The sequence below is a fragment of the Rhodoferax sp. GW822-FHT02D07 genome (genome assembly GCF_058802405.1).
This window is the reverse complement of sequence record NZ_JBXAOD010000007.1, coordinates 248095-261211: the sequence shown is the minus strand read 5'-3', so window position 1 is coordinate 261211 and position 13117 is coordinate 248095. Positions and strand designations below refer to the sequence as shown.

Sequence of the window (13117 nt, the reverse complement as noted above, 5' to 3'; positions counted from 1 at the left end):
CCACGGATGACACTAGACTACGAAACGCCTGCTGAACGATTCAGCCAACTTGTTGCAGCGACCGGTTGAATCCGCCGGCGCAAGCGGACGTTCAAAGAATCACCCAAATGGGGGATGGGCAAGCTCCAACAGCGACATGGAAATGGCTGAGATGTAGAGAGTGCCGGCCTCCAAATGGGAGTTACGGCCAGAGAATTCAGCTGCTTTTTCTGCTTCGACCACGCTTACCGTCATGACCTTTCGATCACTTGTCGTCGTTGTAGTTCTCTGGTGGCAAGGACTTGCCCTAGCCGCCGCGCTCCCGGAATGTTTTCTCGGTCGTTGGCGCTCAAATGAGGAACTAACCCTCGCCGATATGCAACAGCATCCCGAAGTATCCCCGCGGGCTAAGGAGCTCTTCGAGCGCCATTTTTTTGGCAGGCTTGTTATCTTGTTTAGCAAGTCATTTTGGGGTGGCTATCTTGATCCCGACCAAGGGAGAGATGATGTCGTCTTCGTGCCAATCGATGTTGTATCAACTACGGAAACGACCGCTGTACTACGTAGCACTACTCTTGGCGTGGTCCAAGAGAATGAGTTCCATTGTGATGGTGGGCGGCTTTGGGTGCTTGTCTCCCGCTGGAAGTTCCGTGAATACTTCTTACGCGAGTAACACTTACTTTTCCTCAATGTGGAGCCGGCTTAGGCGGTCCGCTTTCAGTCTGTAGATGCCTAGGCACTTGGGCGGTAGCAGACTTTCGGGGCAATCCGCCGAAGTGCAACGGTCAGACTGTTTAACCCTCTTAAAGTGCTAAGTAAAAATAGAAGGAACAAGGTCTAGCTATGAAATTGCTGCCGCTTTTTATGTCTCTAGCGATGGTCGGAGCTGCGTCATCGCAAGATATGACTGGAGTTGAACGCATCGTCATTTCCCCGAAGACACCAAACCTTTCGGTCAAAATGATTCAGGCGGCCGATGATGGGACTCCCTTCTATGTAGAAATGCAGGGAAGTATTTCAGTGCGTGCCACCGTCTCCTACGGTTGGTTTGACGGCGATGAGTTTGGTGAAGGCGGGACGCTCATGGTTCACCTTTTGTTTTCTAAATCTGAGTGGTCAAAGATTCCGCGTCGTGATGATTGGCAGCGTCTTTCAAATTGCGACCTCTATTGCGAGTTTCACATTGACAATGACGAGGCTCTTGCGGAGGCAATTTTTGACGTAAAAACATTGAAGAGCGTTCGAAACAAAAAACTAATGCAAGTTCGCAAACATGCCACTTTGACTTTGACCGACATAAGCTTTGGTGGCGATTGCGGCATTCACTATGGGGCAAAAGGGTATGTACAAAAAGGAAGCATTCAACAAAAACAAGTTGCTATGAACAGTGGATTCCGTACTCATTGCTAATAGCTATTCACCACTGCTATGAGTGGCTGCTATCAGTCTGTTGGCGTCGCCGCTCGGCGGCGAAAGCGGGCGTTCGGCAATTCACCTGTATGGGGATGTGCAAGCCTTGCTTCGAATGACAGATTAGAAACAAAATCCCTTTCTGCTAACAATTCTTTTGCCATTGATTGCGTCCCCCATGAATGAGCCAATCGTCAGAGAAGTTCCTCTCAGGAAGAACTATCCGTTCCAGTACGAAAATTTCTTACTGGCGACTCAGGATGATCTCTACCTTCTGATTGAAAAGGAGGGAACCTCGGTTAGCGCCCTGAAATTTCGATACGGCTCCTTTAGGTATGGAGGTCCAAACGACGAGGCTCGCGCTAGCCACCCAATGACGAAATACGGTCTCGGCTGGTACGGTCTATACAAAGTCGAACACTCCCCATGGATTTTGGAGCGAATGACTGCCAATCGAATTCATCCGAAGCACAACGATTCGATGTTTGCTGGTGAGATGCATTTCATCGCATGCTTCAAAGATGTAATGCTCGAAGTCGTATGCCGCGATTTTGAGGAAGTGAAGATTGGGGAAGCAGAACTGATTCGTATGCTTCAGCAGCAAATTGGCTATCTAGAATGAAGGCCATAGCTGATCTCGCATTCGAGTCGACTTGCGCGAAAGCCGCGCAGGTGTCTCATTTCCACGTCAACGACTGCTATTGAGAGCTGTGAATGTCCGCAGCCAGTCTGTAGGTGCCTTGGTGTTGGGGCGATAGACTGCGGAATCGATTAAATATTCGTTAGAGCCCATCATGAATCTCAACGCAACGGTATGGGCATCACCCTTTGATGAGCACTACCAAATGGCGCTTGTCTATTGCTTCGACAAGGAAAAGAACTACTGCTTCTCGCTATCCAGATTTCCAGAGGAAGATGAAATCGAGGTAATGGTCCTTGACCAAATCAACCATAAGGTTCGTGATCTTTCGGTAGAACTGCGTGGTTCGACAATTTGCGTCGCCCTAGATGACTCTCTTGCTGCGCGACTTGACGATCACTTGAGCTACACCATAAATATCGCAAGCGCTGAAGGTGCAGAGAGGGAGATTCTTTGCGCTGCCCTTCGCAAGATATTCGAGGGGAAGCATGGTCTCAGACTTGAAGACTGATTCAGGCAATTCAAAATTGCCAGTCGGAGTTGTCGGCTCGGGGGCTCTAACAGGTTGCTCGTCGCGGATACGCAGCAGCAGGTTGCCGCTTCGCGGCTCTTGCTGCGTGCCGGATAGCGCCAACGTTAACGACTGCTTTGAAGCGCGGTGAAAGCCTGCTATCAGTCTTTTGACGTCCCAGCTAGGCGGCGGAAGCGGACAGCGAAAATCGTCCCCACAATAGGTACTTCACTAGGCCTTCCCATAGGCAAATATCCTTACCGAGATGTTCAAATTTCAGCCAAGATGGAAAGAGGAGTTGGTTTGCACCGGCCCAGGTGGGATTTTTGTTCTTGAGCTCCCCATGGGGGTGCTTTCCGCCTATTTGCCAACAGAAGAGATTTGGCGGAGTCGAGCCCCCTCTTGGGCGGTAGAGCTGTGGCCCACTCTAAAAACGGAGCTTGAGTTGTGGTGCAAGGAAAACCACGCACAGTTTTTCATCCATGAAACCGCCACCGTATGGACGAATTGACAAAGGCGGCTCAAGGGGGCGGATTCAACCGGTCGATGCCGAAGTTGAGTTAATGGCCTCAGATGGCCGCTTTCAGTCTCTAGACGCCTTGGCCCTGGGGCGGAAGCTGACATTCTGTGAGCTCAACTTCTAATGATTGATTTCCCTGAAAACTATCGCCCCCCAGAAAGCCGCGCTGAGCTTGAGCAGCGCTACTCTGCGGGGGAGCGCTGCTTTCCTGGTACAGAGCTGAGCGAAGCGGACCTGTCCGGGATAGTGCTGGACGGCGCGGTTTTTGAGAAGCATTCGTGGTTCTTCAACACTAACTTTCTGGGCGCAAGCTTGCGAGGCACCAACTTCCGGGAATGCAACGTCAAATGTGCTGACTTTTCAAAAGCAGACCTGACAAACGCCATCTTTGAACTCGCTGCAATTGAGTCGATAAAGGCAACAGGTGCCTTACTTGAGGGCGTTAAGGTAAAGGGTGCTACCTTCTACGGCTGTGAGCTATCAGACGGCGATGAATTTCCATCATGGGAGTAATGATGGCTTCGACGTTAACGGCAGGTTTAGAGCACTGCATAAGTCTGCAATCAGTCTGTAGGCGCCTCGGCTTCGCGGCGTTAGCCGTCATCGACCAACGGCCTTTGATTGAACCTTAAGATGGTAGCAATGAGCCGAGTACCACCCACCCCAAATGACGTTACCAAACTCGCGGAAGAAGCGGAACGTGCATCGGAAATGCTGCATGGAAAAGTAGTTGCCCGCGTGATTCGCCATAGACCTGCAGAGGTCATATTGGAATTCACGGATGGAACGCGGGTTTTTGTGGATTCGGCATCCGAAGCGCTGGAACTCTCAATCACTGGCGGAAAGTGAAGTCGGGTTTCATGCCCCGATGTCTCACACCATCGAAGACAGCTTGCAGTCTGAAGGCGCCTCAGTTTGGCGGCGAACATGACCATTGTGAATGGTGTAGCACCGGATAGCCAATTGAATTTAGCAAGCGTTTCTAAATGAGTCGGATGGAGTTCTTTATCCCACTGGCCATCGCGGTATTCCTACCCTTTGTGCTTCGCTACTACCGGGCGGGAACCGGGATGTACTCGTTCGCGTTCATCGACGACGAATTCCTCGCCTATCGCCGCGGAAAATTTCTCGGATCGAAGGTGACGATCTTGTATTCGGACAAGCGCATCGAACGCTTTGCGCCCAGTGAGTTCAAGGAAAGTCGAGGTCCAGCCGTGGCCATTTACATCTGCCGCGACGAGAAATCAGGGCAACATTGGTTGTGGAGACTGTACAGACCAACCGAGCCGGATCCGTCCTTGCAAAAGCTCACGCAACAGGAAGCGGAAGCATTGCTACGGCGCAAGGACAAGTTGCTGAAGGAATTGTGTCCGCGCCAGCAGTGGCGCAGGACGCCGACGAATCCTCCGAAACAATCGAAAAAACGCAACGTCTGGGACGCATGATTGCTACTCGTCTGCGGCCTTAAAGGTTGTTTGACACGGACATTAATGACGGCTTAAGAGCGCTACGATTGTCCGCAGTCAGTCTGTTGGCGTCTCACACTTTGACGTCCAACCCTTAAATTGAGAGGGCGCCCCCCGCCAAGCCAGGTCAAGCCTCTCATCTCAAACGCTAGGTATCAAACAATGCGATCCTTCTACCTCTTCTGGTTTTTCTTCTGTGCAGGCTGGGGCTACCTTTCTGCGACATTTCCGACCGAACATTCACCGCTCTGGATGCAAGCTCTCGTCGCACTGCCATCTGCGCTGGTGACGTCGATAGTTCTCCTTTGGTTGGAGCTGCGACGACTGCCAATCGGGGCGGTCGCTGCGCGTCCTAGTTTGAAGTTAAAGCCCTGGAATCGGCCAATGGGGTTTGTCGTCTTTGGCGGGCTAACGTTTGCGTTTAGCGGCTTTTGGGGCTTGGTCTTGTCGTGGGCCTTCAATTTGTCTAGTCCAGCCGTTGCATTTCAATTTTTCGCCATGGGCGCGGGGTTCATCGGGGGCTCCTATGCCGTTTACCGCATTTTCCCGGCAAAGTTCGGTGCCTAACCCGTCATTGCAGGTGATGACCTTAGGCCGCGCTTGAACTCCAAAGGTTAACGACTGCTTCCGAGCTCAGTGAATGTCTGCAGTCAGTCTGGAGGCGCCTCAGCTCTGCGGCGGAAGCCGACCTTCAGAAATTCACCCGAATGGGGGATATTCAGTTCCTGACCGAATTACCAAAATCAAGCGCGGCAGGCTGCGAGGTTTGCCGCTATTTTTATGAGAGCAGTCTGTGCATGCTGGATATGGGCAAATGCCTTTTCTCTAGACCACACTCCCACTTTATCCCGCAGTGCTTTGCGGTATAAATTTCGTTAGGCAATTCATGTGTATCGCGCAGCTACTTCAAGGCATCCCTGACGTCATTTGGTCAGGAATAATCGCTTCGGTCCTTACCCTTAGCGGGGTGCTAATTTCAAACCGAAGCAACACAACACGCTTAAAAACACAGCTGAACCATGATCGTGAGGAGAAGGCCAAAGAGCGAACGCTTAACCTTCGCCGCGAGGTCTGCTTGAAAGCCACAGAAGAACTCGTCAAGCTCAATGCCTTTCTTGCTTCTCTGCCTCAACAGGACATAACAAAGGGGAATCTCGGAGAAGGATTCGTCGGTTTTCAAACGGCATCAGCGAAACTACAGTTGGTGGCTGAGCCAAAAACCACTCTTCTGGCCATTCGCCTCTCAGCTGCCTATGGTGAGTTGTTCTTGGAACTCATGCACCATCTCATGGTGTTGGGAAAAGCAAAGACGGATATCCAAATCGCAGACGATCTGTACAACAAGGCGAACAACGAAGCACAGCGTGTTTTGTCTGCGATGACTCTCCACAACGAAGCCGGAAAGGCTGATCAGCAGTCCTTTGACGCCCTACAACGAAGTTTTGCTTTTAGCCAAGAACAAACATCGAAGTTTGCAACTAGTCGGTCAGAGGGTTGGGCATCGTTCAACCAAGGCAACATTGCCTTCGCGCGCCATCTGTTTTCACGCATTCGAGAAATCGCGCCTCAACAACTGCAACTCATGGTTGAGATTCGTCGCGACCTAGCGCTTCTTGGCGACCTATCCGAGGTTGAAAAAGAAATGCAAACGCAACTTGATAGGTCGGCAGAAAAATTGAATCATTTCCTCCAAGCACTGGAGTCAAAAATTGACTAACTGTTCGTTCGACGTGGACGCCACTACAGGCAATGCCTTCGGCATTCTCATGGCCTGTAGCGGTACCCTCCGCACTTCGTGCTCCGGCGCCGATTAACTAGGGAGTTAACTACAGCTTCGGAGCGCGGCAAATGTCTGCAATCAGTCTTTTGAAGTAACAAAAAAAAGCGCCGGACTGCCCCATAAGAGCAATCCGGCGCTTTCTTCTTGTGCTTCGAGATTACACGTCCAGACGCACGCCCGTCGTCGTATTGAACCAGTTGGCATTCGCCGGATTGACACGCAAGCCGACCTGGTCGCCAGCCTTCCACTTGGCGCTGGGCGCTGTGCGCACGGTCACATCACCAGCAGCAGTCTTGACCACCACGTAGGTGTCGGCGCCGGTGGGTTCCACCAGCATCACTTCGCCGCGCCAGGAGGCGTCGCCCACCAGCTCGATGTGTTCGGGGCGCACGCCCAGGGTGGCATCGCCTTGGGCGGGGGTTGCCAGTTCCAAGGCGCTGCCGTTGAAGGTGAAACGGCCTTGGGCGCCGGGCGCTTCCACATGGCCCTTGATGAGGTTCATGGTGGGCGAGCCGATGAAGGTGGCCACATAGGTGTTGGCCGGGCGGTTGTAGATGTCGTCGGGCGTACCGATCTGCTGCAGGATGCCGTCCTTCATCACCGCGATGCGGCTGCCCAGGGTCATGGCTTCGATCTGGTCGTGCGTCACGTAGACGCTGGTGATGCCGGAGACCTGGTGCAAGCGCTTGATTTCGGCGCGCATTTCCACGCGCAGCTTGGCGTCGAGGTTGGAGAGCGGTTCGTCAAACAGGAAGAGCTGAGGGTCACGCGCCAAGGCACGGCCCATAGCAACGCGCTGACGCTGACCGCCAGAGAGCTGGGCGGGGCGGCGGTCCAGCAGATGTTCGATCTGCAACATGGAGGCCACTTCGGCAATGCGCTTCTTGCGCGCTTCCAGTGGGACCTTGCGCATTTCCAGCGCGAAGCCGATGTTGTCGGCCACGCTCATGGTGGGGTAGAGCGCGTAGCTTTGGAACACCATGGCGATGTCGCGCTGCGCAGGGGCCACGCCCACCACGTTCTTGCCGGCGATGCGCAGCTCGCCTTCGGAAGGCTCTTCCAGACCGGCAATGATGTTGAGCAGTGTGGACTTGCCGCAGCCCGAGGGGCCGACCAGGATCAGGAACTCGCCGGGAGCAACGTCGATCTCGATTTTCTTGAGGACCTCGACGGTCCTGTCACCCTTGCCAAAGACTTTGCGGATGCCTGCGATTTGGAGAGAAGCTGCCATTTTTTATCCTTTCACCGCGCCAGCGGTGAGACCTTTCACGAAATATTTGCCTGCGAGTACGTAGATGAGCATGGTGGGGAGGCCGGCGATCATGGCCGCAGCCATGTCCACGTTGTAGGCCTTCACGCCCGTGGTGGTGTTGGCCATGTTGTTCAGGCCCACGGTGATGGGTTTGGTGTCCGCGCCGCTGAAAGCAACGCCGAACAGGAAGTCGTTCCAGATGTTGGTGAACTGCCAGATGGTGGTGACCATGAGGATGGGCGTGGACATGGGCACGACGATGCGGAAGAAGATGCGCCAGAAGCCGGCACCGTCAATGCGCGCAGCGTTCACCAGCTCACGCGGGATGGCGGTGTAGTAGTTGCGGAAGAACAGCGTGGTTCCGGCAAGACCGGCCAGGCAGTGCACCAGCACCAGGCCGCCAATCGAGCTGGACAGGCCCAGAAAGCCCAGCACCTGGCTCATGGGCAGCAGCACGACCTGGAAGGGCATGAACACGCCGAAGAGCAGGAAACCGAACAGCACTTCGCTGCCCTTGAACTTCCACATGGAGAGCACATAGCCGTTGATGGCACCCCAGATGGTGGAGATCAGCACGGCCGGCACGGCCATCATCACCGAGTTCAGGAAAAAGGGCTGCAGGCCGCGGCAGTCCACGCCGGTACAGGCGGTGGACCAGGCGGCGCCCCAGGCGTCGAAGTTGATCGAGTTGGGCAGGCTCAGCAGGTTGCCGTTGCGGATCTGGTCGGCGTCCTTGAGCGAGGTGGCCACCATCACGTAGAGGGGGGCCAGGAAGACGATGGCAGCGAAGACGAGTACGCCGTAGACCGCCACACGGGAGAGGAGTTTGGAGTTCATGGGAATCAGGGGTGGCTTAACGGTCGTGGGGCTTGCTGCGCAGTTCGCTGTAGAGATAGGGCACCACCAGGGCCGCGACGAAGGCCAGCATCATGGTGGCGCTGGCTGCGCCCACGCCGATCTGACCGCGCGTGAAGCTCATGGTGTACATGAAGGTGGCAGGCACGTCGGACGAGAAGCCCGGGCCGCCAGCGGTCAGGGCCATGACCAGGTCGAAGGCCTTGATGGAGAGGTGGGACAGCACCAGGATGGTGGAAAACACCACGGGGCGCAGGATGGGCAGGATGATGCGCCAGTAGATGCGCGGCAGGCTGGCGCCGTCGATCTGGGCGGCCTTGATGATGCTGTCGTCGATACCGCGCAGACCGGCCAGGAACAGGGCCATGGCAAAACCGGCCGACTGCCAGACACCGGCAATCACCACGCAGTAGATGGCGGTGTCGGATTGCACCAGCCAGTCAAAGCTGAAGCTGGCCCAGCCCATGTCGTGCATGAGTTTTTCCAGACCCTGGGTGGGGTTCAGTATCCATTTCCAGGCGGTACCCGTCACGATGAAGGACAGGGCCATGGGGTAGAGGTAGACGGTGCGCAGAAAGCCTTCGGCGCGAATCTTCTGGTCCAGCAGAATGGCCAGGAACATGCCCAGCAACATGGACACGCCCACATAGAGCACGGTGAACACGCCCAGGTTCTTGAGCGCCACGTACCAGCGGTCCAGGTCCCACAGTGCGGCGTACTGCTGCAGGCCGACGAACTCGTCATAGTTGGGCAACATGCGGCTGCCCGTGACCGAGAGCACGCCGTTCCAAATCATGAAGCCGTAAATAAAGGCGAAGCCCAGGACAAAGCCCGGGGCAATCACCAGCTTGGGGAGTATGTTTTCAAAGGTTTTCATAATTTCTATTTCTGCTTCGCCACACTGCCGCCCTGCTGCACTGCCTGCAGCTTGGCGATAGCGTCCGACACTGTCAACTTGTCGTTGTTCCAGAACTCCGACACCGCCGTGCGCATGGCGGCCTGCTGCGCGGAGGACAGCGCCATGCCATGCGCCACGGACGGCACCAGGGTGCCGCTGTTGGACGTGGCGACAAAGTCCTTGCTGGAGGTCTTTGCGCACTCGTCAAACTTGTCCATGGACATGCCAAGGCGCACCGGGATGGAGCCCTTGCGCAGGTTGAACTTTTCCTGGAAATCCTTGCCCATGAGCAGGTAGGCCAGGTAACCCTGGGCCTTCTGCGCCTCCCAGCTCTTGAGCTGGAACATGGCGAAGGAGTCCACATTGAAGGTGTAGGCGCTGGACGTGCCGGGGGCAGCCGAGCAGCTGAATTCCTTGCCGGGCGTCTGGCCCGCGGCCAGGAACTCGCCCTTGGCCCAGTCACCCATGAACTGGAAGCCGGCCTTGCCGTTGATGACCAGATCGGTGGTCACGTTCCAGTCGCGGCCGGGGGATTTGTCATCGGTGTAGCCCTTGATGCGGCGGAACACTTCGAGCGACTTCTTCATCTCGTCGCTGGCCAGCGCCGCGCGATCGAGCTTGACCAGCGCCTTCTGGTAGAAAGCCGGGCCACCTACACCGAGCACCACGGATTCGAACACCGTGAAATCCTGCCAGTCCTGGCCACCATGGGCCACGGCCACAAAACCGGCGGCCTTGATCTTGTCGGCCGCCGCAAAAAATTCGTCGTAGGTCTTGGGCAGCGCGGTCACGCCAGCCTTCTTGAGCACGGCGGCGTTGGACCAGAGCCAGTTCACGCGGTGCACATTGACGGGCACCGCCACATAGCGACCCTTGTATTTCATCTGTTCTGCCACGACCTTGGGCAGCACTTCGTCCCACTTCTCGAAGGACGCCATGGCATCCAGATTGGTCAGGACATTGAGTTCGGCCCACTCCTGGATGGCCGGCCCCTTGATATTGGCCGCTGCCGGGGCATTGCCCGCGAGCACGCGCTGCTTGAGGACCGCCATGGCGTTCTGTCCGCCACCACCGGTCACCGTGAAATCGCGCCAGGTATGGCCGCGGTCGGCCATCATGCCCTTGAGCTCGGCCACCGATTTGGCTTCGCCACCGGACGTCCAGTAGTGGAGCACTTCCACCTCGCCAGCCCACAGGCTCGCACCAGCACACAAGGCCCAAGCGGCCACGAGGCAACGCACACAGGATCGTAGAGACATGGAGATGCAACCTTGGGGCAGGGCCCAAACTTGAAACAGCCCCACCCCCGCGGGGGGATGGGGCGTCTGGGAAGGAAGAAAACTGGCGCTCCAGCCTAAGCCTGAGCGCCAGCCCGACTTACTTGGTCTGAGCAGCCTTGGCGATGTTCTTCACACCGTCAGCCACGGAGATCTTGTCGTCGTTCCAGAACTGGGACACAGCATCCTGCACCGCACCAGCGGTAGCGGGCTTGATGGCCATGCCGTGTGCCACGGAGGGCAGCAGGCCGCCGGTCTTGGCGGTGTCCACGAAGTCCTTGGTGGACAGCTTGGCGCAATCGTCAAACTTGTCCATCTTCATGTTCAGGCGAACGGGGATGGAACCCTTGTTCAGGTTGAACACCTCCTGGAACTCGGTGCCCATGATGGAAGCAGCCAGGTCAGCCTGAGCCTTTTGGGCGCCAGCGTCCTTCAGCTTGAACATGGCGAAGGAGTCCACGTTGAAGGTATAGGCGTTGGAAGTGCCAGGAGCGGCAGCGCAGATGTAGTCCTTGCCGGGAGCCTTGCCAGCAGCAGCGAATTCACCCTTGGCCCAGTCACCCATGAACTGGAATGCGGCGTCGCCCTTGATCACCATGGCGGTGGTCTGGCTCCATTCGCGGCCAGGAGAACCAGCGTCGGTGTAACCCTTGATCTTGCGGAAGGTTTCGAGCGACTTGGTCATGGTGGCGCTGTTCAGAGCAGCGGGGTCCAGCTTGACCAGCGCGTCGTTGTAGAACTTGGCACCGCCCACGCCCAGGACCACCGTTTCGAACACGGTGAAGTCTTGCCAGTTTTGGCCACCGTGGGCCACGGCCACTTTGCCGGCCTTCTTCACAGCGTCAGCGGCCTTGAAGAATTCGTCCCATGTCTTGGGGGCAGTCTTGACACCAGCGGCATCCAGCACGGCCTTGTTGGCCCACATCCAGTTCACGCGGTGCACGTTCACGGGAGCGGCAACGTAGTTGCCCTTGTACTTCATCACGTCGGCCACGACCTTGGGCAGCAGGGAGTCCCAGTTTTCAGCCTTGGCAGTTGCGTCCAGGTTGGCCAGCACGCCTTCGGTTGCCCATTCCTGGATGGCCGGGCCCTTGATCTGGGCAGCAGCAGGAGGATTGCCAGCCACCACGCGGCTCTTCAGCACCGTCATGGCGTTGTCGCCACCGCCGCCAGCCACGGCGAAATCTTTCCATGTGTGGCCCTTGCCTTGCATGATCTTCTTCAGCTCGGCAACAGACTTGGCTTCACCGCCAGAGGTCCACCAGTGCAGAACTTCCACTTCGCCAGCCACAGCGGCCGAACCAGCAACCACGAGAGCCACAGCGGTGGCGAGTTTAGAAAGCTTCAACATCTTGTCTCCAAAAAAGTTTTCTCTTCAAAGCCCTGTTCATTCGGGCTCAAAGCAGCGTTGAATCCGCGCCAGCACCATGCCAACTCGAATTAATTAATTTTTCATTAATTTTTAACGCTCAACTACTAGGAGTTTCCCTAGTCCCGGTTTCAGCGTGGGAACAGGGCGGGCCAGACAGCCCTCAAGGAACGACCAAGGCCAGGGCGGCGTAATCGCCAACTTGTTCACCCAAGCCGGCGGGCACGACTTCCACGCCATTGGTCAGGGCGGGCAGTTTGCCCTGCAGGTAGGCCTGCAGCTTGGGCAGCAGGTAATCGCGGTTGTGCCAGAACACGCTGCCGCCCACGCTGATACGCTGCAGATCCAGCGTCGCCACCATGTTGAACAGCGTCCGGCCCATCACCTCGCAAAGACCATCCACAATGGTCACAGCCCGCGCATCACCTGCGCGAGCAGCTACAAAAAGCGTAGCGGCATCAGAAAACCCGTCGTGTCCAAAGCGGCGCGGAATGGCATTGCCCGCCACCAGCCCCTCCACATCCCCCACCAGACCGCAGCCGCACAGGGCATCGTCGTTGCTGATGACAAAGGTGTGGCCCGCGTGGCCGGCGTTGCCGTTCTTGCCACGCAGGATGTGGCCGTCCACGCACAGGCCCATGCCGATGCCGGTGCTCCAGGTTACATAGGCACAGTGGTCCAGCCCCTGCAGCGCGCCCCAGCGGCGCTCGGCCTCCAGCGCGCCCACGCCATCGTTTTCCACCCGCACATTCGGAAAAGCCGCCTTCAAGGGCGCTTCCAGCAGGGCCGTGGTCCAGTCGTTCGGCAATCCGCGTGCCTTGCCGGCCAGGCCGCCACAAATATTGGGGCCAGCCAGCTCGACCATGCCCTGGTTGATCACAAACGGGCCGCAGGTGGCCACGCCCACCGCACCAATATCGGCCACGGCAATGCCGGCCAGCGCGCAGCTCTCGCCGATGAGCCGGATGATCTGCTGCGCCAGGGCGTCGTTATTGCCTTCCTTGGCCGTGGGCTCGGACACCTTGCCACGCACACCCTGACTGTCGGCCACATTGACGGCCACTTTGGTGCCACCAATGTCGACACAGGCCACAGGGGGCGAGCCGGCCGGCATTTGGATGGAGATTGCGGGAGTTGCTGTAGCCATGGCGGTCTTGTTC

13 protein-coding genes are annotated in these 13117 nt (G+C 56.7%); 7 read left to right on the top strand and 6 right to left on the bottom strand.

The window, feature by feature from the left end:
• Nucleotides 1-232: 232 nt before the first annotated feature.
• The 7 genes from AC1RNN_RS16585 (at nt 233) to AC1RNN_RS16555 (ending at nt 6243) form a co-directional block, all read left to right on the top strand.
• The gene (locus AC1RNN_RS16585; protein WP_493137473.1) at nt 233-652 is read left to right on the top strand and encodes a hypothetical protein; all 420 of its coding nucleotides are present in this window, start codon (nt 233-235) and stop codon (nt 650-652) included.
• A gap of 170 nt (nt 653-822) precedes the next feature.
• Nucleotides 823-1389, top strand: coding sequence for a hypothetical protein (locus AC1RNN_RS16580; RefSeq protein ID WP_493090048.1), 567 nt, complete (start codon nt 823-825; stop codon nt 1387-1389).
• Nucleotides 1390-1567: 178 nt separating this feature from the next.
• Nucleotides 1568-2011 carry a hypothetical protein gene (locus tag AC1RNN_RS16575; RefSeq protein ID WP_493090049.1) on the top strand — a complete coding sequence of 148 codons (444 nt, stop codon included), beginning with the start codon at nt 1568-1570 and terminating at the stop codon, nt 2009-2011.
• A gap of 172 nt (nt 2012-2183) precedes the next feature.
• Complete coding sequence (locus tag AC1RNN_RS16570; RefSeq protein WP_493090050.1) at nt 2184-2540, top strand: transcriptional repressor; 357 nt, start codon at nt 2184-2186, stop codon at nt 2538-2540.
• Nucleotides 2541-3183: 643 nt separating this feature from the next.
• Nucleotides 3184-3573, top strand: coding sequence for a pentapeptide repeat-containing protein (locus AC1RNN_RS16565; RefSeq protein WP_493090051.1), 390 nt, complete (start codon nt 3184-3186; stop codon nt 3571-3573).
• A 482-nt stretch (nt 3574-4055) separates the two neighbouring features.
• A complete protein-coding gene (locus AC1RNN_RS16560; RefSeq protein WP_493090052.1) occupies nt 4056-4505 on the top strand; it encodes a hypothetical protein in 450 nt (149 codons plus the stop codon).
• A 1096-nt stretch (nt 4506-5601) separates the two neighbouring features.
• The gene (locus tag AC1RNN_RS16555) at nt 5602-6243 is read left to right on the top strand and encodes a hypothetical protein (RefSeq protein WP_493090053.1); all 642 of its coding nucleotides are present in this window, start codon (nt 5602-5604) and stop codon (nt 6241-6243) included.
• A gap of 220 nt (nt 6244-6463) precedes the next feature.
• Here AC1RNN_RS16555 and AC1RNN_RS16550 read toward each other — a convergent pair whose 3' ends face one another.
• The 6 genes from AC1RNN_RS16550 to AC1RNN_RS16525 all read right to left on the bottom strand — a co-directional run bounded on the left by AC1RNN_RS16550 (nt 6464) and on the right by AC1RNN_RS16525 (nt 13104).
• The gene (locus AC1RNN_RS16550; protein ID WP_493090054.1) at nt 6464-7537 is read right to left on the bottom strand and encodes an ABC transporter ATP-binding protein; all 1074 of its coding nucleotides are present in this window, start codon (nt 7535-7537) and stop codon (nt 6464-6466) included.
• A 3-nt stretch (nt 7538-7540) separates the two neighbouring features.
• Nucleotides 7541-8395: a carbohydrate ABC transporter permease gene (locus AC1RNN_RS16545; protein ID WP_493090055.1), complete on the bottom strand. Its 855-nt coding sequence runs from the start codon at nt 8393-8395 to the stop codon at nt 7541-7543.
• A gap of 16 nt (nt 8396-8411) precedes the next feature.
• A complete protein-coding gene (locus AC1RNN_RS16540; RefSeq protein ID WP_493090056.1) occupies nt 8412-9290 on the bottom strand; it encodes a carbohydrate ABC transporter permease in 879 nt (292 codons plus the stop codon).
• A gap of 5 nt (nt 9291-9295) precedes the next feature.
• A complete protein-coding gene (locus tag AC1RNN_RS16535) occupies nt 9296-10570 on the bottom strand; it encodes an ABC transporter substrate-binding protein (RefSeq protein WP_493090057.1) in 1275 nt (424 codons plus the stop codon).
• 118 nt (nt 10571-10688) lie between these two features.
• Nucleotides 10689-11939 (bottom strand): ABC transporter substrate-binding protein, encoded by a 1251-nt coding sequence (locus AC1RNN_RS16530; protein WP_493090058.1) that lies wholly within the window; start codon nt 11937-11939, stop codon nt 10689-10691.
• Nucleotides 11940-12120: 181 nt separating this feature from the next.
• Nucleotides 12121-13104 carry an ROK family protein gene (locus AC1RNN_RS16525; protein ID WP_493090059.1) on the bottom strand — a complete coding sequence of 328 codons (984 nt, stop codon included), beginning with the start codon at nt 13102-13104 and terminating at the stop codon, nt 12121-12123.
• Nucleotides 13105-13117: the final 13 nt, after the last annotated feature.

What these genes read in the sequence shown, in the direction of transcription:
- AC1RNN_RS16585 (WP_493137473.1), top strand. Translation starts at nt 233, where the DNA reads ATGACCTTTCGATCACTTGTCGTCGTTGTAGTTCTCTGGTGGCAAGGA.
- AC1RNN_RS16580 (WP_493090048.1), top strand. Translation starts at nt 823, where the DNA reads ATGAAATTGCTGCCGCTTTTTATGTCTCTAGCGATGGTCGGAGCTGCG.
- AC1RNN_RS16575 (WP_493090049.1), top strand. Translation starts at nt 1,568, where the DNA reads ATGAATGAGCCAATCGTCAGAGAAGTTCCTCTCAGGAAGAACTATCCG.
- AC1RNN_RS16570 (WP_493090050.1), top strand. Translation starts at nt 2,184, where the DNA reads ATGAATCTCAACGCAACGGTATGGGCATCACCCTTTGATGAGCACTAC.
- AC1RNN_RS16565 (WP_493090051.1), top strand. Translation starts at nt 3,184, where the DNA reads ATGATTGATTTCCCTGAAAACTATCGCCCCCCAGAAAGCCGCGCTGAG.
- AC1RNN_RS16560 (WP_493090052.1), top strand. Translation starts at nt 4,056, where the DNA reads ATGGAGTTCTTTATCCCACTGGCCATCGCGGTATTCCTACCCTTTGTG.
- AC1RNN_RS16550 (WP_493090054.1), bottom strand. Translation starts at nt 7,537, where the DNA reads ATGGCAGCTTCTCTCCAAATCGCAGGCATCCGCAAAGTCTTTGGCAAG.
- AC1RNN_RS16545 (WP_493090055.1), bottom strand. Translation starts at nt 8,395, where the DNA reads ATGAACTCCAAACTCCTCTCCCGTGTGGCGGTCTACGGCGTACTCGTC.
- AC1RNN_RS16540 (WP_493090056.1), bottom strand. Translation starts at nt 9,290, where the DNA reads ATGAAAACCTTTGAAAACATACTCCCCAAGCTGGTGATTGCCCCGGGC.
- AC1RNN_RS16535 (WP_493090057.1), bottom strand. Translation starts at nt 10,570, where the DNA reads ATGTCTCTACGATCCTGTGTGCGTTGCCTCGTGGCCGCTTGGGCCTTG.
- AC1RNN_RS16530 (WP_493090058.1), bottom strand. Translation starts at nt 11,939, where the DNA reads ATGTTGAAGCTTTCTAAACTCGCCACCGCTGTGGCTCTCGTGGTTGCT.
- AC1RNN_RS16525 (WP_493090059.1), bottom strand. Translation starts at nt 13,104, where the DNA reads ATGGCTACAGCAACTCCCGCAATCTCCATCCAAATGCCGGCCGGCTCG.